The following is a 24,265-nucleotide window of genomic DNA, read 5'->3' as shown; positions in this document are numbered from 1 at the left end:
CAAAATGAAACGAGTTCTATTAGTCGAAGATAACCGTGAAATCGCAGGTGTCTTGTTTGATTATTTTGAGTGTATTGGCATGGAACTCGATTATGCGGACAACGGCGAACTCGGTCTGCAACTCGCGTTGGAAAACTCATTTGATATCATCATATTGGATCTGATGTTGCCAAGAATGGACGGCCTCACGGTTTGTAATAAACTGCGAGACCAAGGCAACGCGACACCTATTTTGATGTTGACTGCGTTAGATAGCCGCGATGATATGTTAAAAGGGTTTGAGCATGGTGCCGATGACTATCTAACCAAACCTTTTGATTTGGATATTTTGGAAGCCAGAATGAAAGCGCTTGTTCGTCGTTACCGAGGAAAAGTGGCTTCTTCTAAATTGCAGTTTGATGAACTCACCATCGACCAAAAAACGCGTAAAGCGTACCGTCAAGATAAGTTACTCGCACTCAACCCAACCACTTACACCATCCTTGAGATGTTGTGCCAAAAAGCACCAGAAGTGGTTACTCGCGAAGATATTTCCTACAAACTCTGGGAAGAAGACGAACCCAACAATGACGTGTTGCGCAGTCACATCTATCAATTACGTAACCAACTCGACAAGCCGTTTGATACTCAGATGTTGATTACCGTCCCTAAAGTTGGATTCCGTCTGGAGTCATCGAATTGATTTTAAATGTTCTCACGAGCACCAAAACCCTAACCGGCCGCTTAGCGGTTTTCTTTGGGTTAATGGCCGTGATTGTATCGGCCTTTGTCTATTTAGTCTTTGTTGCCGCACTCTACATGTCAGAAGATCGCGTCGGTGAAAGACGCATCCTAATTGACCGCAACTATGCAGTCGGGTTATTCCAGTCAGGTGAAAGTGGAGAGCTTCGTATTGATGACCTGACTATCGCTTACAACGATCTTTCCTATCTACCGAAAAAGTATTTAAAGTATATTGAAGGCAAAGAAAATTTCATTGGTGAGGTCGGTGAAGATCCAGAATCTCGCATGGTCTATGTAGGCGAGTATACTCATGAAGGTAGAACTCACCCTATTGTTCTGCTTTCTGAAATAGACCGTGTCGAGCTTAGTGTCTTTGAGCTCGTTTATGCCACCACATTTGTATTAGCCCTTCTCTCTATTCTAATATTCAGCTTCGGAGCTCTGCTCTATCGGTTGTCTAAACGGCTGATTGAGCCCTTCAACTCCCTGTCTGAACAGCTTGAATCCAATAAGCTCAATCTAAACGAAGAATTTGGAGTGAATGACGATGCGGCGGTGGAGTTTCGTCAGTTGACGGATCAACTCAATCAATACAGAAGAGAAATCAATTCTCTAGTAAAACGCGAGCAAGCTTTCGCACGCTACTCAAGTCATGAACTAAGAACTCCGTTGACTGTTGCTCGTGGTGCCAATAAATTGCTATTAAGAAGCGAAACAACGGAATTTCAATCTCGTCAGGTTGAGCGCATTGATGAAGCCATTATCCAGATGTCAGAAATGGTCGATGCCCTGCTCGGTTTAGTTCGTTATGAAAGAAACAGTGACGATGCACCGCTGCGCTTGTTTAGTCAGCAAGAGTTAGAAGCTATCGTTTCCAAGAATTCATTACAGGCGGATGAGAAGCAAGTCGAGATATCCCTACACATTCAATCAGAGCCGACCATTCAAGCCACCAGCGCGATCATGAATATGTTGGTCGGCAACTTATTGAGGAATGCCATTGCAGCGACCAATAGTGGCACTGTCACGGTCACTCTGTCCCACGAGAGTATTGTGATTGAAGACCAAGGTGAAGGCCTTCAGGAACAATACAATCCGAATGGTCATGGATTAGGTTTATTGATTGTCGACGACTTGTGCCAACGCTTCCATTGGGGCTTTGAGTTGGTCAATCGCAACTCTGGAGGGTGCACTGCCAGAATCGCCTTTCAGACAGATTCAACCTCATCTAAACAAACATCTACAAAAACATAAACATCAACTAGATCAGCACCAAATAAACTCTTAGAGCTGTACTCAATATCCTAGGAAAACTTGATTTAGTTGGTTTACAGCACTTGCAGGCTACTAGATACTTGTTAGTCCTATTTGAACTAAAAATGCTGGCTTCTTAGTCAGCGTTTTGTCTAAGTGCGATGAAACTAAATAATAGCCCTGTAACTCAACATCAATACAACGACCACACCTTTTTCTTGAAGCGTGACGATCAGCTCCACTCTCACTTTTGCGGCAATAAAGCGCGAAAGTTCATGAAGCTACTGGAAGACGATCACCCAAACATCACCACTCTAATAAGCTACGGTTCTGCGCAAGCTAACTCTCTATTCTCGCTCGCTGCACTTGCAAAAATTAAAGGCTGGACGCTTGAGTTTTACGTTGACCACCTGCCTAAATGGCTACAAGAACGTCCAATCGGCAATTACCGTGGCGCTGTAGACTTGGGCGCTAAGGTTATTTCAGTCAAAGAGACGGGCTCTGAGCTTCATCCGCAGGAGTATATTGAGCAAATAAGACAGCCAGATTCTCAGTGCATTGTATTGCCTGAAGGTGGACGCTCTCAGCTTTCTGAATACGGAGTGAAGCAACTGGCAATGGAAATACTCAGCTGGACGCGTTTCGAAAGCAAACACGATTTCGTGGTGGCACTGCCAGCAGGCACAGGCAGCACGGCTCTGTATCTACATAAGCATTTAAAACTACACAACATCCCGGTATTAACCTGTGCATGTGTTGGCGGCAGTGATTACCTAACGCAACAGTTCAACGAGCTTGGCGAAACCGATCACCCGCAGATATTACCGCTTAAAGCCAAACACCACTTTGGTAAGTTGTACCAGCAGGACTATCAAACTTGGTTGGCTCTACAAGAACAAACTGATATTGAATTCGACCTGCTCTACGACCCATTGATGTGGCAATGCTTAGAACAATGGCAAGAAGATAACCCAACCAAAACTGTCATCTATATCCATCAAGGTGGTATCTTAGGTAATGAGTCGATGTTGCCGCGCTATCAACGTAAGTACCCAGAACTTCGAAGTAGTCACACCGCTGATAACGCTACTTGGTAGTAATCCGTTCTTTTCTACTCTAATGCCCCGCATTTCTGCGAACTGAGAATTTCTCAGCGCATCATGAACAGCCATCGCACTCCCTTTCGATGGCTGTTTATCAGTAATAGCCACCTGCTATCCCTGCCAGACATTTCAAGTTAGAGACAGAAATCTGGCGAGAATCATCGCGTTATCTATACTTTCGATTGGAACGTCAATTGTCATCGAAAGGAATTACGCATGCGAAAACTCACTACACTCGGCCTGTTTTCAGTTTTACTGCCCTTCTCTGCGATATCAGGAGAAAACGTCACTTACCAAGTCGATGGGATGGATTACGAAGGTTATTGGAGTGAGGCCAGTGACCAAGCACCTTTAGTACTGCTAATACACGATTGGGATGGCTTAACCGATTACGAAAAGAAACGTTCTGAGATGCTCAACGAACTCGGTTACAACGTGTTCGCCATCGACCTATTTGGTAAAGGCATTCGCCCGACCGAAGTGAAAGATAAAAAGCAACACACAGGCGAACTGTATAAAGACAGAGAAAAAATGCGTACGTTGCTCAACGCTGGTGCCATGGAAGCGAAAAGACTTGGCGGCAACTTAGATAACAACGTAATGATGGGATACTGTTTCGGCGGAGCCGCTGTATTGGAAGCCGCTCGTGCGGGCATTCCTTCGAAGGCTTATGTCACCTTCCATGGCGGTTTATCAACACCAAAAGGTCAAGACTACTCGCAGACTAAAGCTCCCGTAGTCGTTTTCCACGGCACGGCTGATGCCATGATTTCAATGCACGACTTTGGAAGCCTCGCCGCTCAACTTGAATCCACCAAAGTTCCGCATGAGATGATCACTTATAGTGGTGCGCCGCATGCCTTTACCGTATTCGGCTCAAACAACTATCAACAAGAAGCTGACCAAAAATCTTGGGATAGATTTACCCATGTGCTAGAAACCACGACCAGATAATCTTCTCCCTCAGAACCCACAACCCCATTCGAAAACTTAAGAATGGGGTTGTTTAATTATCACTGCATCATCTCGCTACAAATAGCGGTGGATACTTAAGTCATCAGTTTTAATATCACTAGCTGAGCCACTGACCACGCTTGCCAAGATCTTTCCTGAGCCACATGCCATTGTCCAACCTAATGTCCCATGTCCAGTATTTGTAAATAGGTTCTTGATAGGCGTCTTACCGATAATAGGCGTACCATCCGGCGTCATTGGTCTTAACCCAGTCCAGTATTCAGCCTTAGAAAAGTCACCCGCTTGTGGGAAAAGATCTTTAATCACCATATCAATCGTGGCTTTGCGTTTTTCAGGGATAAGGTAATTAAACCCCGCAAGTTCTGCCGTCCCTGCAATGCGAATACGATCATCAAATCGCGTCATCGCTACCTTGTAAGTTTCATCCATCACAGTCGAGGTTGGTGACTTATCTGCATTCACGATCGGCAGTGTTAGCGAATAGCCTTTCACTGGATAAACCGGGATCGACAAATCGACTTGCTTCAACAGTTCTCGAGAATAGCTTCCTGAAGCGACCACGTAAGCATCCGCTTTGAACTCGCCTTGAGTCGTTGTAATACTCTCAATGGTTTGATTCTGATGATTGAGCCTAACCACTTCGGTATTAAACACGAACTGAACGCCGAGTTGCTTGGCTTTTTCGGTCAAGGTTAAACAGAACTGATGACAATCACCGGTTTCATCGTGTGGTAAATACAGGCCGCCCACCAGCTTGTCTTTAACGTCTGCTAAACCAGACTCCACTGACAGACACTGTTCAACATCAAACAGCGAGTGTTCGATTCCACTCTCTGTTAATAGCTTCATATCCTGCTGAATAGCGTCCAATTGTTTTTCGCTTCTGAATACTTGCAAGGTGCCTTTCTGCCGGCCCTCATAAGCCAGTTGTTCACTGGTTCTTAGATGAGTGAGACACTCTCGGCTGTAGTTAGCGACTCGCAACATGCGCGATTTGTTTTGTGCGTATTTGGCTTCATTGCAGTTGGCGAGCATCTTAGTCGCCCAAGAAACCAATTCAGGAGAAAGTGAAGGCTTAACTTTTAAAGGGGCATGCTCTTGGGTTAACCATTTCATCGCTTTCAATGGAATACCAGGCGCCGCCCATGGTGAAGAATAACCGTAAGAGATTTGCCCAGCATTCGCAAAACTGGTTTCTTTGCCACTGCTATCTTGACGATCAATAACCGTGACCGAGTGACCTTCTTTTGCCAAGTACCATGCGCTGGTCAATCCAATAACACCACTGCCAATTACAATAACTTCCATTCTCTTCCCCTAATGCCTGACAAAGCCAAATCTGTCGAACACAGCTGTCAGTCTAAAACTCGTTTCGTTAATAACTTGTAACTTATTCCGCATGTGTTGACTTAACAATAGAGGTGGCATTGACAAAACATCAATTCGACTTAAAAACGAATTCGTCAGTTTGGAAGTGTGATACAAGAAGGCTTAAAAGACTTTAAAAACGAACTATCTTCTTAATTAAGTTAAGCTCAAAGCGTACTACGAGTAATTAGTATCAAGCCAATGTAAAAAAGCGACTCACTTGAGTCGCTTTAGGTTTATTTAGTATTAATTTCTAATAAAAATCGCTATACAAAATCGGTTGCGCAGGAGGGAATTCAATAGGCTGCCAACGATCATTGAATGTGTATTTGGCGTAGAGCATAAAATGGTTTGGTGTGTAAAACTCTGAGCGCTGAAAATCCAGTAATGCACCTAAATACCAACGCTTACTCACGCGTTTTTCAACAGCCGCTTGAAAAGATGAACCAAAACCCCCACCCGATTCAGACGTACCATTTGGGCTCAGATAAGGTGCGTCTTCTTGCGTCCATGAATTGGAAATAGAGCCACTTAATAAATATGACCAAGTGTTGTCGTATCGACCGTAGTAATTGACGGGTAACGAAACCGACAGATAACTTTGCGGGCTGTAATAGCCGCCATGACCAAGCGAGTACTCACCTAGGTTTTTATCATACCCAAGATAAATCAGGTTTGTTCCAATACTCAAACGCTCGTGATCGTTAGAAATCAACTTGTAATAAGCACCACCAAAAACACCAAGTCGATTGTTATCCTCGACATTTTCACCCGTTAGCGTGTGATATTGAAGGCTACTCCAAAACCCATAAGGCCCCCCTATATCCCAACTGGTATTAAACTTAACTCCCGTTCTTACAACTCCACCCCACTTAGTTCCTTCTATATCGGGAGTACCGGAAGGAACTGACATTCCCGCGTAAGAGAGTGTACTACTTGTTTCTGGACGACGAGAGGCAACTGCCGTCCAACCAAACTGCCCTAGATCACCATCAACACTAACACCCCCAACCCAAGTCGTGTGGTCAAAACCTACTGGTGTTGTACCAATATCAGCACTCCAGTTTTTAGCTTGCCAACCAACCCCCAAAGCCATACCCGATGCACTATCTTGGAACGAAGTAACTTCTTGATTCGTTGATTTGTCATAATATTCGAGGTTACCTGAATCTATTGATACATAGTCTGCTCTAAGTAACAAATGACCGTCCCACTCTTCAATTGGCAATCTAGCTTCAATAGGAACTTGATTCGATTGGTTTTGACCATCACGGGCGCTGTAATCCCAACCAATAATAATGTGACCATCACTACGGTCATGTAATGTATCTAGATCCGATTTCACATTACGTGTTAACCAATAATCATCACTATTATTGTACAACTCTCGCAACGTAGGAGTCGTCGTTTCTGCAGGGCTTTGTCGTTCTGCTTTCTCAATTCGGTCACTGTTCAGTGCTTGATAGGCTCTCTCTTCAGCTAATTGCCACTGTTCATTTTCCATCGCAATTGCCATACCATCTCGGTATTCGAGCACACCCGCATCTGCCTTGCTATCGAGTAATGCGTTGAGCTGATTCGCGTCATCTACGTGTCCTTGCTGATTAAATATACTCGCCGTGGTCATCAATTGTGATGCCGTTAAGAAGTCAGCCTTTTGCTTTAAGATGGGATGATATTGGTTATAGACCTCTGTATCTCCATTTAATGCGCTGACACGTAACATTCCAATTTGAGCTTGGATTTTGTAAGGTTCAGATTCTGACAAGACCCTACTGTAAAGATCTAAAGACCGATCTAAGCTTTCATTTTCTAGCATTAAGTCAGCCTCAGCCAAAATACGGCGTGTTCTTAGTTCATCAAACTGCAAAAACTCTGACGCACTAAAATCTTGAGCTTCAAAACTAGGGGTTAGTTCGTCAAACCAAGCATCAAAATCTTCAAATTTAGTTAAACTTACCATCAGCCCACCATACGCAAGTTGCTCATCGGTAGAAATAAATGAAGAAGGTTCGATGCTACGGTAGATTCTCTTAGCTTCTGGTACTTCACCAACATCTATCCAAGCACCTGCAATGCGAGACAAGGCTTGAACCTGACCTTGATACTGTATCTCTAAACCCTTCAACAGATCCGAGACTGCTTTAGGTGATTCTTGGTAACGCGTGTCAAGACCTTGGAGCTTAGAGTCTAGCTTTAACCGAGTAAGAGTTCTCTGCATTGAACTGGTTACTTGTTGCTCTGGAACACTTTCCAGTTCTGCTATAGCCCGATCAACTCTAAAGCTCTGTGCAAGATAAAGCGCATAAGCGAACTTCATTTCAGGATCAGAGCCCTCTTTTGCCCAATCCTCCATCAACTGATCCGCACGAGGCTGATCTCCCATAGAACGAACAACGCCAGCGATGTCCAATCTAAGCCAAGGGGAGCTTGGGTTTAATTGGATAAGCGCTTCGACTGACTCAACCATAGCTTTATCATCATTGTTAGCAATTGCGTTTCTCAAGCGAATAAGAATGATCTCAGAATCGATACTACTAATCTTATCTTCAACAACTTGCTGCTGAGTTGATGAGTAGCGGTTTGCTACTTCTCTAGCTCCAGACAAGTCTCCCTGATTTATCTTAACGTCAAGTCGCCCTCGCAATGCGGACCCATTCAACTTATCGAGAGTTAGAGCCTTTGAGTATGTTTGATCTGCCGACGAATATTTTTCTTCCTCAAGGTAAAGAGCCCCTAAAGCAACGAATGCATACGGTTGTGTGTTATCGAGAGCTATCGCCTTTCGGTATAAGCGTTCCGCTTTGCCCCTTTCGCCTTTTGCTAACTGGAGATCACCTTGATCTAAATATGCCCAATACTGAGATGTTTCAACCAGCGTAGCCCATTTGGATGAGGTATCTGGATTTTTGTCCAATTGTTGAGCTTGCTTAAAATACTCTAGTGCTTTTTCTTGTTGTCCCTTGCGCAGGTAAACCTTACCCATCCCCCCTAAAATCTCTGGATCTTTAGGACGAGTAGTGAGCGCATAGCGCAACTGAGCTTCAGCTTGATTTGTTTTGCCTAATTCGAGGAGTTCTAATCCCTTCAGCTTTGCAAGGTAAGTGGGATCTTTACGTAATTCCTGTTCTAGTTTCCATCGTTCCTTCGCCGTTTGATTTGCTTTTTGAATCTCTAAATCTGAAGGATAGTAACTCGCCAGAATTGCGTATTGCTCGGTCACTGATTTTGATATGGGCAGTTGTTCTAAGGCTCTTAACCAAGAAGTAGCCGCTCTCGTTCCCACAACAGGTGCCAACGCTAGTTGTCGATAAGTATCCAAAATCCAACGATCACCCGGATTGTCTTTGCGTATATGATTGGCCAATGCAAGCTGAAATTGAGGAACTCCTGGGTAGTCAGCATTCAGACGTTCAAGTCCAATCTTCACTTGACGCCAGTTACCATCTAAGTTGGCTTGCAGTTGCAGGTATTCAAGTTCAAGAGCAGCTGAAGGCATACCGTTAGGGAAAATGATTTGGTAAGCTTTAATAGCTTCTGTGTAGCGGCCAGATTTAGCCAATAACTTAGCTCGCTGATAATCGCCTCTTTTTTCACCTTGAATGGCCATTATTGAAGACAAAGAGCTTGCTTGTGAGGAATCTGGGGCGATATCTTTTAAGCGCTGATAACTTTGCTCAGCCAGTTCCGGCTGCTTACGCTTCAAGAACATCGTTGCTTGATAATAAAGCCCTGATAGGTTGGCTCTTTCAATAGCAAACAACCTCTGTAGAGTACTTTCTACAATATCGTCGCGACCGATAGCATCAGCAAGCTTTAGTTGGTTGACTAGCCATTCCACAGAATCAACTCTAGCAAGTGAAGAAGAAAACTGAACAAGTTGCACAGGTTGATAAACAAGATCGAGCTGAGCCTTGGATAAAGGCGCTGAATTCACGCCTATCGCCTTAGCCGTACCGACAGAAAAAAGACCACTCACCACAATAGCAAGGGGTACTAGCCAATAAGAACCTACTCTTACTGACATTGCTTACTCCACGCTGGTTGCAACTCTCCATGTTCGCCAAATCTAAAACGCTCATTGTGCCAACCAAGACCAAACAAGCTCAAGACATTGTCATAGTAATGGTTGTTTTTACCAGTCACTACTTCATTTTTAGCCCGAGTAGCCTGTGCTTCAAGTAGTTCTGAATTATCCATCGAAGCAAGTAATGGTAATGCGGCGGCTGAAAACCCTGCGCTTCCTTTTTGAGAATACTTGCCAGTTACTGTATCAACCTCACGTGGTGGTGCTCCCAATCGTTTAACCGCTGAAGCAAATGGCTGCATTCTATTAACGAGTTGTGCTTTATGTTGATTCTGTTCATTGAGCATACCCGCCCACAAATAAGTGCGAATTGCGTTATAACTCCCAACAGAGCCCGTGACTTTATCTTCGGTAAATTGTTTTCCGTTTAAAGTCACCCAGTCAGGGCTAAAACCTTTCGCCAATGTTTGATCAAGCATTAAAGCACTTGATTGGTACATCGAATCCCACGAGTATTGTGGGTAGAGTTCCTGCATACGGCCAATCAGCTGTAAAGGAACATAGCTAGGGTTCAAACGATAGCCATCATCACCGAGATCAAATCCCTTAGGCGCTGGTAGTAAAATAGTGCCAACATCAGCAAGTTGAACCGACTCTTCTCTCAATATACGAGCTGCCAATAAATGCCCTAAAGATTGATAGTAATAGTTATCCCACAAGCGCCCCGCCTCACCCAACGCATAAGCAATCCACAAGTCAGAATCTGATGCAGGGTTTGCATCGAGTATGCCAAATTGACCATCGACTCTCTTTCCCCACAGCCAAGCGGGTAGCCTTGCAGTTAAGTCGCCACCCGCTAAATTTGTTTGAGTCCAGTTCAATACTTGCTCAAACGCTTCTTGGTCATTAGCAACCAACGCAAAAAATAGAGCATAAGACTGACCTTCAGATGTGGTAATTAAACGCTCATCACTACCATCAATTACTCGACCACTATCAATATATGTCGATTTAAAATTGCTCCATTGAGCCCACTCACACGTAGCAGCCATAAGTTGAGGAGATATCAATAGCGATAGCAATAAGATTAACTTTTTCATTGTTCATCCCCCTCAGTTTTCTCTAGACGCTTGGCTGCGACCTGACGCAATACTCTCCACAGCACTATAGTTACAATAACCATCATCAACGCGGCAAAGCAGGCAATAAGAACCGGGTGACTAGAAAAGTGATACCAAATTAACTGCCAAACAGGCAACTCACCAACATAGTAGTGAGCACCGACATTGTAACTCGCGACTTCATCATTCCTGAGCGTAATTAAGGAGCCAAACATATGTTGTACTTTACCGGAATCACTTAAAGCACTATCTATTGACGCAAAATCAGATGGGTGCGCTGCCATGATCGATACCAAACTACGATTACTTGTAAATGGAGACTCCATTCCATAAATCGCTGCAAATGATCCATTAGCCTCAACTGAAACATAATCTGTTGCGTCTTGTTTAGCATTGGAAGGGTTCATCCAGTTCATCCCAAGCTGTTGCTCATTTTTACTTGGTAATCGAATTTGACGCTGTCCGGCTTCAATAACAAGATTAAGTTGCTCTGGGTCATAGCCAGCCTCTTGAAGCTCGCTAGCAACGCCAATACTTAATATGTCTTTGTCTGCCAAAGATTCACTATCCCATTGATCGGTCACCATTACCTGAACACCCGGATAACCAGAGTCGCTGCCTAATGATCCCATAACATTGAGAAAAGTTTGCAGTGCTTCTATCGGCGCATGCTTCGGTAGAATTACCGCAGTTTCGGACAAATCAGCCATCCTTGTGTAAGGGAAGCCAGATGTCGCAAATGCACGCATATTAGGCATCTCGATGTAGTGAGGGAAGCCACTAAAATCGATAGTTGAATCACCATCAACGACTGCGTACTGCTTACTAGGTTGAGTAACTTGGCATTGTCCATCCGTCACAGAAGCAAAGCCAAATTCAAAGTCGATTTGGTTCTTACTACCCACTTTAAATGCTGGAATTCTTACTCGGTCATCCGAACTCAAAAAACTGTCATCCAGCAAGGGAACTCGAACACGGTTAGAGTCACCACCTTGTCCTTCTGTCGTTAAGTTGAATGCCTGAATAAACTGATCATTAATACTTAGCGTCAAACGAGATCCTGAGTGATCGTCGGTTGGTGGAGAATAGCGATAATTTAAGTCCATCGGTATACCACGACTCTGCCAAGTGAATAGGTCCGGCGGCAAACGCAGGCTGACACTAATCGGCGGAGGTGTACGCCCTTCAACTTGGAGCGCACTTTTTTGCTCCACGAGCTCAGATAGAGCCACGGGACGGTCGGTACTTACCCAATTAGGCGAATCATAAGGCACTCGTGATTTTATCTGTTTAACTTCATTAATCTTCGCGATTGGTCCAGTCAATATTTGGTTGCCTAACGCCAAGCCTTGAACTGCTGTATTCAGGTCATCACTATCACGTCCAACGACTAAAAGAAGTTTCACGTAAGGATTCGTCGGATGAGTAATAACTTGTAAGTAAGGGCCGTCGGTGTCGGGAAAGTCCCGCAAGAAATCAGGTTTATTATCATTAGTGATAAACACGACTGCATTACGGTTTGGCAAGGTATCCAGACTCAAAGGGAATTGTGCTCCTCGCCAACTCGCTAATGCACCAAAATACGAGCTGAGTACACCAGCTGCTTTGATATCATCAAGGTTGTATTGATCGCCAATAACCACAGGTAAATCTAATTGACTGAAATCACGAACATCAAAAAACGGTGCTGGTAATAAGCTCAAATCACTCTTGATCAAAGTTTTCTGAACAAACATTTCAATTCGACTACTTTGACTTATCTCAGCCCAAATACTCGAATCATTTGGATTTGCACAATCTGTTTTTGTATTGCCAATCAACTCAAAGCGTATTTGGTTATAATTGCTGAAATAACGTGTATCTAATGGCATAGACAAACTCAACTTTTGCCCTTGCTGCCCTTCAACGATAGAAGTCACACCCATCAGTTCATTGTTCAAATACACTTTTACGTGTGAAACCAATGAGAGAAGTGCTGGGGATGGTGTGATATCAAAGTACAAAGTCGCCTTTGAAACGACTTCATCAAGTCGAGAGCCGAACCCGACGTAGGCACTTGCCTCACTTCCTTGAATCGCAATCGAGCCTGTATAGCCAAGTTGACTAAATGGAATGACGCGTTTAACTACTGCGGCATTTTTATTATCTACCTGTAACGCCTCAGCAGACATTTCTGACTGATATTGTTTAATACTTTGTGCGGCAACGTTGCCCGACAAACACGCGATGGAGAGTGCAGCTAACGCTGTTATTGTTTTATTATTTAGCATGACTTGGGGTCCTGATTGGGACATAGCGTGGTCTTAGTGACCAAATAAATTCGAAACACTTTAAAAATATATCCACACCATCCATTATAAATTTAGGGCTGTGCTTCAATAAACGTTTATAGCCGTTAAACCCTACCTGAAGTACGGCTCGCATACTCGATAGCGGCTTATCTGACTGATACCCTTGTTGCCATTTCGCCCATGTATCAGCCCGAGCGAATGTACATTGGACATATTGAATTTGTTGCTGGTGAGACAATTGCTCCAACTGAAGACCAAAGATACCTTTAGAAGCATAGGCAACGGTCATTGGGAAAACGAACTCTTGTCCACCACGTTTGAGTACGACTTCTAAACACTGGCCAAGCAAATGCTCGCAGGTTTTGTCCTCAACACCATCAATCTCGACTCTAATCCCACCTAGAGAAAAGTCTTTCATTTCCGCTTGAATTAGGTGTCCGGTATTAAGCTTCACAGCAACCGGCATCGAGACTTCTACTCGGTGATCTTTACGAACTTGTTTTGCCTCAACCGCTACGGCAACCGCAGCACCCAAGATCAAGAGGTTATATAAAGTCCAAACAAGATTCACAATGACCGTACCGACCTCATCATTCGGCCCCCAACCTAAACGGTAGAAACCCACGCCAGCCCCTAGAATATTCAGTGCAACGAGGACGAGATAAGGCCTAGAGATTACCCAATCGTAGTGAGACTTTTCGACTAAGCCGCCTTTAGCCGTTACGTTAAAAGTACCTTTATGGGGAGCAAACAATGCAACAGTAGTTGGTCTTGCGATATACCAAGCTAGAACTGTCTCGTAGACCTCCCCCCAAAAAGAATAACGATGGTCGCCCTGCATTCGCGAGTTAGTCATGCTGGCATGCACCATATGTGGTAACACATAGAGAATAATAGCTAGCGCCGGAGCGTAAATTACATATGAATGCAGAATCAAAAAGGCCAGAGGTGCAATTAGAAACACTATCCTTGGGATACCGGACAAGAAATGCATCATCGCGTTTAGATAGCAGAGTCGTTGTGACAGCTTGAGCCCTTTTCCTTTAAGGGGATTATCTACACGGAATATCTGAGCCATACCTCGAGCCCAACGGATGCGTTGACCAACGTGTGCAGATAAGGTTTCAGTTGCCAAGCCCGCCGAAATGGGCTGCTTTAAATACGCTGAGCGATAGCCAAGACGGTGCATTCTAAGAGAGGTGTGCGCATCTTCTGTCACCGTCTCAACCGCAATACCTCCAACCTCTTCTAACGGTTCACGCCTTAAAACAGCACAAGAACCACAGAAAAAAGTAGCGTCCCATAGGTCGTTGCCATCTTGAATCAAACCATAAAACAAGTTCCCTTCATTCGGCACATTTCGGAAGTTCGACAAGTTACGCTCAAATGGGTCAGGAGAAAAGAAATGGTGAGGTGTTTGTATCAACGCAAGCTTAGGGTCTTTAAGGAACATTCCCATCGTCAACTGAAAGAAAGCACGCGTCGGAATATGGTCACAATCGAAGATTGCGACATACTCACCACTAGTGCGCTCTAATGCATAATTGATGTTGCCAGCTTTGGCATGTTCATTAGTAGGACGACGGATATAGTTAACTCCAACACTCTTAGCAAAGTCTCGAAAGCTGTCACGCTTGCCATCATCAAGAATATGGATGTTTAATTTATCTTTTGGCCAGTCAACGCCAAGCGACGCATAAACGGTTGCTTTAACAACGTCCAGGTCTTCGTTATAAGTTGGAATCATCAAATCGATAGTTGGCCAACTTGAATGGTCTTTGGGCATAGAAACGGGCTTTCGACTTAAAGGCCAAATATTCTGAAAGTAGCCTAATAATAGTACGATCCAAGAATAAGTTTCAGCCAACAACAAAATGCCGCCAAGAATCAAAGCTATCGGGTCATCCCAATTTAGAGTGGACGAATAACGCCACCACAAGTAACGACACGAGGCCGTAACAGAAAGAATAATGAGCAACATGGTTGGGAAGCGCCCTGGCATACGGCGAACCATCATGGCCAAAGCCCAGAGCAACAATATAAATACAGTTTGAGCCTGATAACCGAAAGGGACGGTAAAACAGAGCAACGCGATAAAAACGACAAAGAAAAGCAGCGTGTAGTTTAAAAACATCGCTAATTTACTTTCTTTCATTCGCTCGCGAATTTCTGAGCCATTGGTTTGATCCGCTGTTTTCTCTAGCCAAACAACCAATTTAGATATTTGATCCAGCGGTATATAAAAGACTTTCTTAAGCCAAGCCGAGACTTGACTAAAAGCTTTAGTCACTTTCTTAGACACAAGAACACAAGGGGTCTGCTTAAAAAAAACAAGCCACAGCGTTTGAATCATAAACCTAACAGGATCAACTAATCTCGGAGCAGCAAAGTTGATATGAGGGTACAAATGTAAAGGCAGCTTCCATGTAGGTATACCCGCAATAACTGGTTTCAAAAAGACAAAACTCAAAGAAAACCAAACCGACAAAATAAACTCGCCAGCCCTTGTACCACTGCAATTCCAGAATTGCTCATAGGCAACCTTCTGGGATTTAAATTGGTCTATTATCCAACGCTGGAAAATCAAATTCAGGCTACGCATAAGTTAGCCCTGGGATTGCTTAGATGAAAAAGTTGAAACGCACCAGAAAGCGAGAGACTGAAAATCTTTAGCAGCCTGACTAATCGGGGAAAAATGCTGAACAGTAGTAAGGTTAGCAACACAGTCTAGTAAGGCAGTATCACGATGGATCAGTACTGGCACTAATATTCGACCATACTCTTTTTTCAAAACCAACATAAAATCACGCCCTACTTCAGTTTCTGGTTGATAGTGACTAATGAGAATTCGGAGTTTACCCATAGCGACTAAGTCATGAAAGAGTGGATGATTTTGAATCCACGATTGAAGTGCGCTATAGCTAAGTGCATCGGCCGTAATTGTAAGAAATACCGCATCTATTGCATCAATAGCGTCGTTGGCCAATAGGTTGTTTAGATCAGAAAGCTGCGAATGGAACAATTGCCACTGTTCACCCTGCTCTTCGCTCGCATTTAACGTGGTTTCAACTAATGAGTTCAGGAACTGAGCTCTATTCTGTTCGAATTGATTCTGTTGTTTGGAGGGCAACTGACCGAAGGGAAGGAACACCGCGCCTTGTGGGCTCTGGTAACCAGCTTCAAATAAGGAAAGATTGTGCAACACTTTTGCTGCCCACCCGTCGTGCTCGTCATTAATGAGGCCTAGATGAAGCCCCATTAAATTCTCTGGTGAAGCATCTATCGCCAGTACTTGCTTATTGATCTTCACTAAAGCCTGAGACAGATTCGCAGTAATAGTCGTAGAGCCACAACCACCGCGCAAGCTAACAAAAACGAGACGTTTCATATCGCTTTCGCTTCTAAACCTGTCTGCTTTTTACCAACAAAATGTTCGGTATCGTTGACTCGCTTTGATTGAAATATTAACCACTTACTTTTCACTTGTGTATAAGACTCATTCTCTGTCATTTCGATATACTGATGTTCAGTTAAGTTATATGAAGCGTAGATCGAATTAATGTCTTTTGCTGGTTCAGCCACTCGATATTTCCAAAATAAAAGCACAAAAACACAGAGGTAAAGACGTTCCTGTCAATTCCTTAAGTCTGTATCCATTACGCTGATAACAATTTAACGCACAAACCTATGCGCAGAATCTTAGTAGAATTTAAAAAATGAACCGTGGAACCTTGATTCGTACTCGTTCCATTTAATAGATGGTGTCTTCTTAGGTATTGAGTAATGACCAATTTAAAGCCAAGTTGTCACTGCTTATTAAATGTCTATATTTAAAATCAATAACATGGGAACATCCATTAGCAATGACTATGATATACGGTGTGATACATGACTTTTTGAAAAATTATAATATCTCTATTTTAATTTTCGATCAAACTTGATTAAAATATCTACGTCATTTTATTGTCATAAATTAGTTGCGTAGCTTTAGAGTATAACTCCCTTCGTTATATTCTACTTACCAGCTGATAAATCAACCACTGAACTTAAGGAACTTTATGCACTCGATTCATGGATTACCGGTGACCATCAGTGAAAGAGAGTATGAATCTGTATACGTCAATTTGTTTACTCATAAGCGACTAGCAATTGATTCCTTATTCAACTTACTAAAAAATCAAGACAACACATCACTTACAATCTTCACAGACAAAGAAACATTCTTGACTGGTATCACTGACGAAGTCATCTCAAAGATCAATAACTTAGCAAATACATCACTAGATCAAATGTATTTTGTTAATAACCATCAGTCAAAGAAAACAATTAATCCTATTTTGCTATCCAGAGACATTTACAGGGTGAATGTAAAGGCAGGTTCTACTTATGTTTTATTTATTCATGACTCCTTACTCGCTCATTGTAATGACAATGAAATTAATGAGTTTCTACGAAACATCGAAAAGTTGGCCATTAACAAAAACCTAGCCATCAGTTTGTGTATTTATGGGAACCTTGCAACATCCATATTAAAACCTAAACTGCTGACGAATAACCGATATATAGCTGGGTTAGCGACTATGACACCAATAGACGAGTCAACTTATAATTACCTCGTTGATTTTTGGTCGAACAAACATGGGGTTAAGTCAGATAGTGAATATATTCTAACGAGCTCAAACAGCCATCAATTGGAAGCTACTTTGAATCAGAGCCTAAACTCTGCAGGCACTACTGAAGACAGAGCGGACAGCGATCGGATTTATGTCAGTAAAGAAGTTTTAGGTGAGGGCGTTAAGGCGCCCAAAAGCGTGCATTTAGCCAATGACAATCAAACACTATTGAGCATGATTGATAGTCCAAGAGCATCAACCGTGATCTTTAGTTGTGGCGATCAAAGTGAAGTCAGGCAGCTAGCTATCGACTGTTACAGGTTGCGAGCTAAAGCGGGTAATCAGTTAAAAATAGTTATTCGTGAGACCAACCAGTGTCTGCGATATACAGATGAAAAATTTCTACTGCGGGCAGGAGTCAATTTGATCTGTCCAGTTCAAGTTCCTCACATGCGCTTTATGACTCAGGTCGAGGCCATACAAGGCCAGGTGTCGACTCGATCCTTACCTATAAATGTTGAATCACTGCTCAAATATGATCTTAAGTTCGGCAACAAAGGCTACTTGCTCAACAAAGAGTTCACCAATTATTGTAGCGATGTTATTGCAATGTCATCACGCTCAAGCATTCGATTTGCACTGATAAAGCTTAATCTATTACCCGGAATGACCCCAGAGGAATGCTTGCGACTGTGCCATATTCGCCGAGACGGTGATATTGTCACCGCCTGTAATAATGCCCTGTATGTTCTTTTTAGTGCTATCCGTCATAACGATATCAATGTTGCGCTGAACAACATCTTCGAGTTTCCTATTCGCGATCTGTTCCATACGGTTCAAACCTATGATACTCAACATGATATCGAAGCCGAACTACTGCACATCATTGAAGATCAAACTGCAATCTCACCTGAAGTATCGAAATTAACGACAGAACAAAAAATATTTTCAGATATTTCTCAACCCATTGCTGACATACATCCCCTATTCGCTATAAAAACAGTCATCGCCTCTAAGGGAAACATATGAACATTAACGATTTTCTGCTTACGGCAAGCATCAGTATTTCTATCGGGGTGCTACTGGGGTACTTTCTGCGCGATGCTATTGAGTTTGGTAAACGCTTTTATCAACGTCATCTCACTCGTTCACGATATTTCGAACAAGATGTCATTATCACTAAAAATAAGAAGCTTAAATAATGAAACCTCATGTTAAGGATTCCATTTATGCAAACCTAAGTTTAGGTTGGTGGAATATCTATTTTATCGCAAAAGTAGCCCTTTTCGCTCAAGGGACAATTGACTTCCACCCAGTTGAAAACTTCGCTTTATTACTATTTATACTGCTCCCAGTGACAGTGAAACCGATCAACGCATTTCGCCACCTAATAGCCATAGTGATAGCAGCTTGGCTGTTACATTATGACTCTTACCTTCCTCCACTGGATAGGCTTTGGGCACAAGCGGGACAATTGATCCAGTTTGAAATCGGATACCTTATTGAGCTTATGGGTAGATTTGTTTCACTCGAAACTCTCGTTGGCTTATTCACACTATGTGCGGGTTATTTCATTCTAAGTAAATTTTTGCGCGTCTCAGTCTTTGTCGTTATCGCGATGCTTTATGTCAGCCTGCCGGACAATACCGACTCTTCTGCTCAAGTTGTTGTTAGTTCAGATTTACCACAAGAGAATACTCCTGCAGAGCAACGTCCAGAACAACCGCAAATTGCTGAAATAAACGATCAGTCCCTCAACAAAATGACAGCCGACTTTTTCGAAAAAGAAGCGTCTCGCTCTGTCTCGTTTAGTCAGGACACTAATGCAGGTGCACCGTTTGATTTACTGTTCTTAAGTATCTGCTCTGTTGCATGGGACGATATAGAGATTGCTGGATTAGCAAACCATCCATTGTTTAAAGAGTTCGACATCATGTTCGATAACTTCAGTGCTGGCACCTCGTACAGTGGTCCTGCTGTTATTCGACTCTTAAGAGCGAGCTGCGGACAGCAAGAACACAGCCAACTGTTCGCATCAGCGCCATCGAACCAATGCTACCTGTTTGATAACTTGAAAAACCTGGGGTTTGAAGAGAACCTGTTAATGAACCATAACGGTGTATTCGACAGCTTCCTCGAGCTAATTAAGAAGGATGGGGATTTACAAACAGACCTCATGTCTCAAGAAGGATTTAAACCTTACCAAAAGTCATTTGATGGCTCATCGATATTCAGAGACAAACAAGTCCTAGATAACTGGATACAGCAGAGGCTCAATAGCAACGACGAAAAAGTAGTCGCACTGTATAATTCAATATCATTGCATGATGGCAATAGAATCATCAATTCAAAATCCAGTACTTCAATGATCAGTTATAAAAAACGTTTGAAGAACCTACTTGATGACCTTTACGATTTTTTCAAGCAACTTGAAGCGTCGAAACGCAATATCGTCGTTGCTCTCGTACCAGAACACGGAGCAGGTATGCGCGGTGATAGAATGCAAATACAAGGTATGAGAGAAATACCCGCTCCTGCAATTGTACATACCCCGGTTGGCATTAAAATTTTTGGAGAAAATATTGAGCGTAATGGTGAAACCGAGCATGTTAAAGCACCTTCAAGCTATCTAGCGCTTTCGCAATTGGTTGCCAATATTTTAGAAGAAGATATCTATAGTCGCCGCCAATTCACCCCAGCTAAATTAGCTGAAAATCTGCCAGAAACACCTCTAGTGGCACAGAACTCGGGGTCGACAGTGATGGAGGTAGATGGAAAGTACTACATCACTCTCGATGGCTCTAGTTGGATTGAATACCCAAATAAATAGCCATTAGTCAGGCTCTGTCAATACATAAAATTGTGACAATTAAAATACAAGCCAGTGCATTTCAATCACTGGCTTTTTAATACCTACCATTATCAGATTGTTTAATCTAAATGCACACCAACCTACTTCAACTTAAAGATTGTAAGCGTCATGACTCAAGAAAGTGGCGTTCTCGAGTAAGAAATCTAACAAGGTTTCCGCTTGTAGCGTTAGTTCACGGCCTTTCAAAGATTGAACCTTAACCGTCGCCTTCGATAGCATCTCCAACTCGGTCGCAACCACTTCTATCTGCCCTGACTTTATCTCATCGATCACAGTGAGTTTAGGCATAAAGGTGACGCCCAACCCTGCTGAAACAAAGTTTGTCAGTGCAGTGACCGAATTGGTTTGTAGCTTTGGCTGCAAGGTAAGATGGGAAATTTGTTCAGCCTGCTTTACCAGCCTCCCCATGCCGGTCGAGTTATCGATCAAGGCGAGAGAAGCGTCTTGAATATCTTGCATTACCACTGGTGCATCTTTCATCGTAAGGAAGTGCCCCTTCGGAGCAATCAATTCGAGCGGATGGCTGCGTTCAACGTGAGAGTGCAGTTTAGGATGTGGTGCAGACGCATAGGTTATCGCAAAGTCTATCTGTTGATCTTCCAACATCTTGACTGCATCCAATGCCCCTGCGATCTCAATAGAAAGATTGATATCAGGATAACGAGTCATGAAGGTTTGCATCGGTTTAGAGACCAAGTTAGTAATAAATCCTTCTCCAATCGCGATGCTAACATTACCGCCCTTGAGGTTTTTAAGCTTGGTTAGTCGAGCAAGCACTGCCGCCTCTCCACGAACAATGGAGCGATAGTAGTTCAACAGTTCGTTCCCCGCCTCAGTCAGCAGAGATTGGCGGTTGTTGCGCTCCCATACTTTCATTTCCGCTTGCGCTTCTAACTGTGTCAGCATTCGACTCATCGCGGCAGGGTCAACGTTCATCATCTTAGATGCCTTACGTAACGACCCATATTTTGACAACGCATTTAAATACTCAAGAGCACGGATATTAAAGTGGTGCATTCAACTTCCTTGTGATTCGACTAACACTTGATCAAGCGTCTCACAATTTTACTACGAACATATATCCCAATTTATCAAGATTGTAATTGCACTTTCTAACTTGTGCACCGAGTCACTTCAAGACATCACATCAAAGGCTGATATACGTGTTTTAGCTTGCTGTCGATAAAACAAAGGCGACAACTTTCGTCATCACCTTTGAGTTGTTACTTCTTGTAGAGCAACAATCATTTTCACTGATGGACTTAGGCATCAAGTAAAAGGTTCGGTCGAATCAAGTCATAAACACAAGCAAGTTCACTGCTGAATTCAAACTGTTTGTTGATAATGCCGCCAGCCATATGAGGGTGCCCGCCGCCAAAACCAATCCCTTTTTCATTAAGGGCCCTTCTAACTATCTTCGCGACATTGTTTTTTGAACACTCTGAACGGAGAGAGATAAAGGTCTTCTCTCTATTTCTAGCAGTGAGAACAACAATATCGAGCTCATCAACACTCAGCAAGAAATCACCTAACACGCCAAGCATATTTTTAGGGCAACCTTCAGGAAGCACAGCAAATGCTGCGTTTTTTTCACGACGTAAGCTATCGAGCATGGAATAGAAAAGTTTTAATTCATGGAACTCTACTTGATTACGACAAATTTTGTTAACCATATCATTATTGGCCTTCGCTTGAAGATACAACAATGCTTTTAGATCTGCAGTCCCTACCCCTCGGGTAAAGTTTGCGGTATCAAAACTCAGACCAACCAATAGTGCTGTCGCAATATTTTGGGGCATCTGCAGAGAAAAATAACGATAATACTCAACCATTATGGTTGCTGTTGAACCATAGTTTGAACGTATATCGGAATACCATACAAAATCAGGTGCTTTCACTTGATGGTGGTCGATCACTCCGACCTCAAGCCCCGGAAAATCGATGACATTTTTCTCACCAATACAGCCATCAACAACAATAACCTTGTCATCCGGTTGTAGTTTCAAATCTTTTGGCTGATAGATTGGAATATCTAGCCAATCTATTAAGTTCCTGAGTGACACTCGATCTATATAACCATGAAACGTAATATATGGGCGCAACCCTTTGCTTTTTAATAAGTATGCTAAGGCGTATGCGGAAGAAATCGCATCATGGTCAGGAAAGTCATGAGCTTGAATAATGATTCTGTCATCACCCTTAAGCCGTTCTAGAAAGCTTTCGAACTTTAAATTTGCCATAATCCCACTGCTAATAAAGTTCTAGCTTGATCATAAGCTAGAACTGATGCGTTAATGGTTAACTCTTATGAATTAAACGATATTCGGTGTTAGACAAAATAGCTTCTTCTAAAGCCCCCACACCTAACGTACTGTAACCATAGAAATTAGGTTTCGCATTCAAACGTAAAGACTGTACGCTTTCTACAACGTTCTCGTCCATTGTTAAAGCGTCTACCACTTCCGAAAGCAACTTCCTGTTCTCTTGTGACATCGGCGAAATAAACTCACTCGCACCACTGATTGATGAGTACAAGTAGCCAAATTCGCCACCATTATTCTCTTCAATGTAGTAGTTACCTGTTCTTGCAAACGATGCACGGATCTCATTGACACTTTCAATAGAACTAAACGTCTGTGCAAAAAACTCAGAACCACCTGCATGCTCGAATGTTTCTGGAGCAAAGTCTTCATTTGGGAAGACCAGATAAGCGACGATCGCATTATCTCGAGTAATCGCAGAAAGGATGAAGTTGTCGTCCTGGTAGTACTTAATCACATCATCCGTTGTAGCGCGCTTAATATAAACAGGCGCACCAAATGTTTGGTCTAAGGTTTCGGCAGATGAACGAATATAGATTTTGTCCAACTTTCTATGCGATGGAATGTCTGTCATTTGAGAAAGACCAAAATCGAACATCTTTTCTAGCGCGTCAAAGCTGTCATTAAAGCCGCCCAAAGCAATGGAAATAACCGACACTAAGCCGATAGTGCGTGCCATACCGCCCTTCTTCTGCTCTTCCAACAGAGACTCTTGAGTGTCTTGAAGTTCTTGTAACTCTTCCTGTATATCTTTTTGAATATCCTTGTTTTGCTCTTCAGACATTTTTAACCTTTGATCTCGTCGATTTTATCCATTAGCGCATCTGTACCATCTTCAGCCTTCTCTTGAACTCGCTCAAAAGCATCCGTGTCCATGGTGCTTTCAATTTCATCGCTGTAATTAAGAACAAGATAAATGCCGATACCGATAAATACTAAAGCGAAAATTTTAAACATTGCTACTCTCAATTCATTAACTGGTAATCCAAGTACATGCCAATGACATGTACTTGTTTGTTTTGCTTAACTAATTTATTACTTATACAAAGCGATACGACTGTTTACTTTCTTCAAGTAATTTTTGGTTTCGTCGTACGGCAGATTAACCACTAGCTGATCATAGACTTGTTGAGGCGTCAGCTGGTTGATAATCTTCGATGCTTTGCCAATACTGGTGGAGCGATCTTTATTGAACGCTCTAGCCACATTACCCGCACCAGTGTTATATGCGGCAATGACACAGTACAAACGGCTTTCGTCATTCTTTATCTTGCGAAGATACTTACTGTTTAGGATGTCTAAATAGGCCGTACCTGTTTCTACGTTGATAACTGGTTGATACAGATCCGCCACTTTCATTGGCGCGTCGATATTACGGACTTGTTTGTTAACGTCATGACCCGCACTGGTTGGTACCACTTGCATCAAACCAAACGCAGGCACGTGTGATTTCGCATCCGGACGGAACGCCGATTCCGAGTGCATGATTGCCATAATCAGTGCAGCATCAACTTCCCAGTTTTTACTCTCGTTTTCAGCCAACGCACTGTACTTGCTCGCGCGCGCTTTTAAGCTGTTCTCAGGAAGCTTAACTTTG

General features: G+C 42.9%; 19 protein-coding genes. 7 read left to right on the top strand and 12 right to left on the bottom strand.

The features are described 5' to 3' along the window. The first annotated feature begins 4 nt into the window (after positions 1–4). The 4 genes from A6D97_RS20455 (at position 5) to A6D97_RS20440 (ending at position 4,034) form a co-directional block, all read left to right on the top strand. Positions 5–682, top strand: a complete 678-nt coding sequence (locus A6D97_RS20455) for a response regulator transcription factor (protein WP_065585153.1) — start codon at positions 5–7, stop codon at positions 680–682. Beyond that, complete coding sequence (locus A6D97_RS20450) at positions 679–1,977, top strand: HAMP domain-containing sensor histidine kinase (protein ID WP_065585152.1); 1,299 nt, start codon at positions 679–681, stop codon at positions 1,975–1,977. The genes A6D97_RS20455 and A6D97_RS20450 overlap by 4 nt, the downstream gene beginning before the upstream one ends. 161 nt (positions 1,978–2,138) lie before the next feature. Beyond that, complete coding sequence (locus tag A6D97_RS20445; protein WP_065585151.1) at positions 2,139–3,074, top strand: 1-aminocyclopropane-1-carboxylate deaminase/D-cysteine desulfhydrase; 936 nt, start codon at positions 2,139–2,141, stop codon at positions 3,072–3,074. Positions 3,075–3,296: 222 nt separating this feature from the next. Continuing rightward, the gene (locus A6D97_RS20440) at positions 3,297–4,034 is read left to right on the top strand and encodes a dienelactone hydrolase family protein (RefSeq protein ID WP_065585150.1); all 738 of its coding nucleotides are present in this window, start codon (positions 3,297–3,299) and stop codon (positions 4,032–4,034) included. A gap of 75 nt (positions 4,035–4,109) precedes the next feature. Here the strand turns inward: A6D97_RS20440 and A6D97_RS20435 are convergent, their stop codons facing one another. The 7 genes from A6D97_RS20435 to A6D97_RS20405 form a co-directional block, all read right to left on the bottom strand. Further along, complete coding sequence (locus A6D97_RS20435) at positions 4,110–5,363, bottom strand: D-amino acid dehydrogenase (protein WP_065585149.1); 1,254 nt, start codon at positions 5,361–5,363, stop codon at positions 4,110–4,112. A gap of 313 nt (positions 5,364–5,676) precedes the next feature. Beyond that, the gene (locus A6D97_RS20430) at positions 5,677–9,450 is read right to left on the bottom strand and encodes a cellulose synthase subunit BcsC-related outer membrane protein (RefSeq protein ID WP_065585148.1); all 3,774 of its coding nucleotides are present in this window, start codon (positions 9,448–9,450) and stop codon (positions 5,677–5,679) included. Next, on the bottom strand, positions 9,441–10,550 hold the full coding sequence (gene bcsZ, locus A6D97_RS20425) for a cellulose synthase complex periplasmic endoglucanase BcsZ (RefSeq protein WP_065585147.1): 1,110 nt from the start codon (positions 10,548–10,550) through the stop codon (positions 9,441–9,443). The genes A6D97_RS20430 and bcsZ overlap by 10 nt, the downstream gene beginning before the upstream one ends. Next, entirely contained in the window at positions 10,547–12,841 is a 2,295-nt protein-coding gene (bcsB, locus tag A6D97_RS20420) for a cellulose biosynthesis cyclic di-GMP-binding regulatory protein BcsB (RefSeq protein ID WP_065585146.1), read from the bottom strand. The genes bcsZ and bcsB overlap by 4 nt, the downstream gene beginning before the upstream one ends. Then, positions 12,831–15,464, bottom strand: coding sequence for a UDP-forming cellulose synthase catalytic subunit (gene bcsA / locus A6D97_RS20415; RefSeq protein ID WP_065585145.1), 2,634 nt, complete (start codon positions 15,462–15,464; stop codon positions 12,831–12,833). Before bcsA ends, bcsB begins: the two co-directional genes overlap by 11 nt. Before the next feature lie 3 nt (positions 15,465–15,467). After that, positions 15,468–16,250 carry a cellulose biosynthesis protein BcsQ gene (gene bcsQ, locus A6D97_RS20410; protein WP_083190255.1) on the bottom strand — a complete coding sequence of 261 codons (783 nt, stop codon included), beginning with the start codon at positions 16,248–16,250 and terminating at the stop codon, positions 15,468–15,470. Continuing rightward, on the bottom strand, positions 16,247–16,444 hold the full coding sequence (locus A6D97_RS20405) for a hypothetical protein (protein WP_065585144.1): 198 nt from the start codon (positions 16,442–16,444) through the stop codon (positions 16,247–16,249). Before A6D97_RS20405 ends, bcsQ begins: the two co-directional genes overlap by 4 nt. Before the next feature lie 476 nt (positions 16,445–16,920). Between A6D97_RS20405 and bcsE the strand changes: the two genes are divergently transcribed. From bcsE to bcsG, 3 genes are read left to right on the top strand one after another with little or no spacing between them, the layout of a single operon-like run. Next, the gene (bcsE, locus tag A6D97_RS20400) at positions 16,921–18,504 is read left to right on the top strand and encodes a cellulose biosynthesis protein BcsE (RefSeq protein WP_065585143.1); all 1,584 of its coding nucleotides are present in this window, start codon (positions 16,921–16,923) and stop codon (positions 18,502–18,504) included. Beyond that, positions 18,501–18,677: a hypothetical protein gene (locus A6D97_RS22085; protein ID WP_170791835.1), complete on the top strand. Its 177-nt coding sequence runs from the start codon at positions 18,501–18,503 to the stop codon at positions 18,675–18,677. The genes bcsE and A6D97_RS22085 overlap by 4 nt, the downstream gene beginning before the upstream one ends. Next, positions 18,677–20,305 (top strand): cellulose biosynthesis protein BcsG, encoded by a 1,629-nt coding sequence (bcsG, locus tag A6D97_RS20395; RefSeq protein ID WP_065585142.1) that lies wholly within the window; start codon positions 18,677–18,679, stop codon positions 20,303–20,305. The genes A6D97_RS22085 and bcsG overlap by 1 nt, the downstream gene beginning before the upstream one ends. Positions 20,306–20,437: 132 nt before the next feature. On the opposite strand, the gene A6D97_RS20390 is transcribed toward bcsG, so the two are convergent. The 5 genes from A6D97_RS20390 to A6D97_RS22270 all read right to left on the bottom strand — a co-directional run. Continuing rightward, complete coding sequence (locus tag A6D97_RS20390) at positions 20,438–21,364, bottom strand: LysR family transcriptional regulator (RefSeq protein WP_065585141.1); 927 nt, start codon at positions 21,362–21,364, stop codon at positions 20,438–20,440. 245 nt (positions 21,365–21,609) lie between these two features. Next, positions 21,610–22,587, bottom strand: coding sequence for a DHH family phosphoesterase (locus A6D97_RS20385; protein WP_017062040.1), 978 nt, complete (start codon positions 22,585–22,587; stop codon positions 21,610–21,612). A 58-nt stretch (positions 22,588–22,645) separates the two neighbouring features. Next, complete coding sequence (locus A6D97_RS20380) at positions 22,646–23,452, bottom strand: ETEC_3214 domain-containing protein (protein WP_017062041.1); 807 nt, start codon at positions 23,450–23,452, stop codon at positions 22,646–22,648. Positions 23,453–23,454: 2 nt separating this feature from the next. Then, positions 23,455–23,625: a hypothetical protein gene (locus A6D97_RS22080; protein WP_170791834.1), complete on the bottom strand. Its 171-nt coding sequence runs from the start codon at positions 23,623–23,625 to the stop codon at positions 23,455–23,457. Positions 23,626–23,703: 78 nt separating this feature from the next. Beyond that, the coding region (locus A6D97_RS22270; protein ID WP_240492712.1) for a transglycosylase SLT domain-containing protein at positions 23,704–24,265 on the bottom strand (562 nt) is incomplete at its 5' end.

Origin of the sequence: Vibrio sp. ZF57, from assembly GCF_001691235.1 — a bacterium.
Lineage (GTDB): Bacteria > Pseudomonadota > Gammaproteobacteria > Enterobacterales > Vibrionaceae > Vibrio > Vibrio crassostreae_C.
This window is presented reverse-complemented; position numbering and strand designations above follow the sequence as displayed.

Excerpts from the sequence above, each read along its gene's own strand:
- A6D97_RS22080 (WP_170791834.1), bottom strand. The coding sequence starts at position 23,625 with ATGTTTAAAATTTTCGCTTTAGTATTTATCGGTATCGGCATTTATCTT.
- A6D97_RS20440 (WP_065585150.1), top strand. The coding sequence starts at position 3,297 with ATGCGAAAACTCACTACACTCGGCCTGTTTTCAGTTTTACTGCCCTTC.
- A6D97_RS20445 (WP_065585151.1), top strand. The coding sequence starts at position 2,139 with ATGAAACTAAATAATAGCCCTGTAACTCAACATCAATACAACGACCAC.
- bcsG (WP_065585142.1), top strand. The coding sequence starts at position 18,677 with ATGAAACCTCATGTTAAGGATTCCATTTATGCAAACCTAAGTTTAGGT.
- A6D97_RS20385 (WP_017062040.1), bottom strand. The coding sequence starts at position 22,587 with ATGGCAAATTTAAAGTTCGAAAGCTTTCTAGAACGGCTTAAGGGTGAT.
- A6D97_RS20455 (WP_065585153.1), top strand. The coding sequence starts at position 5 with ATGAAACGAGTTCTATTAGTCGAAGATAACCGTGAAATCGCAGGTGTC.
- bcsB (WP_065585146.1), bottom strand. The coding sequence starts at position 12,841 with ATGCTAAATAATAAAACAATAACAGCGTTAGCTGCACTCTCCATCGCG.
- A6D97_RS20380 (WP_017062041.1), bottom strand. The coding sequence starts at position 23,452 with ATGTCTGAAGAGCAAAACAAGGATATTCAAAAAGATATACAGGAAGAG.
- bcsE (WP_065585143.1), top strand. The coding sequence starts at position 16,921 with ATGCACTCGATTCATGGATTACCGGTGACCATCAGTGAAAGAGAGTAT.
- A6D97_RS20435 (WP_065585149.1), bottom strand. The coding sequence starts at position 5,363 with ATGGAAGTTATTGTAATTGGCAGTGGTGTTATTGGATTGACCAGCGCA.
- A6D97_RS20390 (WP_065585141.1), bottom strand. The coding sequence starts at position 21,364 with ATGCACCACTTTAATATCCGTGCTCTTGAGTATTTAAATGCGTTGTCA.
- bcsQ (WP_083190255.1), bottom strand. The coding sequence starts at position 16,250 with ATGAAACGTCTCGTTTTTGTTAGCTTGCGCGGTGGTTGTGGCTCTACG.
- A6D97_RS22085 (WP_170791835.1), top strand. The coding sequence starts at position 18,501 with ATGAACATTAACGATTTTCTGCTTACGGCAAGCATCAGTATTTCTATC.
- bcsA (WP_065585145.1), bottom strand. The coding sequence starts at position 15,464 with ATGCGTAGCCTGAATTTGATTTTCCAGCGTTGGATAATAGACCAATTT.
- A6D97_RS20430 (WP_065585148.1), bottom strand. The coding sequence starts at position 9,450 with ATGTCAGTAAGAGTAGGTTCTTATTGGCTAGTACCCCTTGCTATTGTG.
- bcsZ (WP_065585147.1), bottom strand. The coding sequence starts at position 10,550 with ATGAAAAAGTTAATCTTATTGCTATCGCTATTGATATCTCCTCAACTT.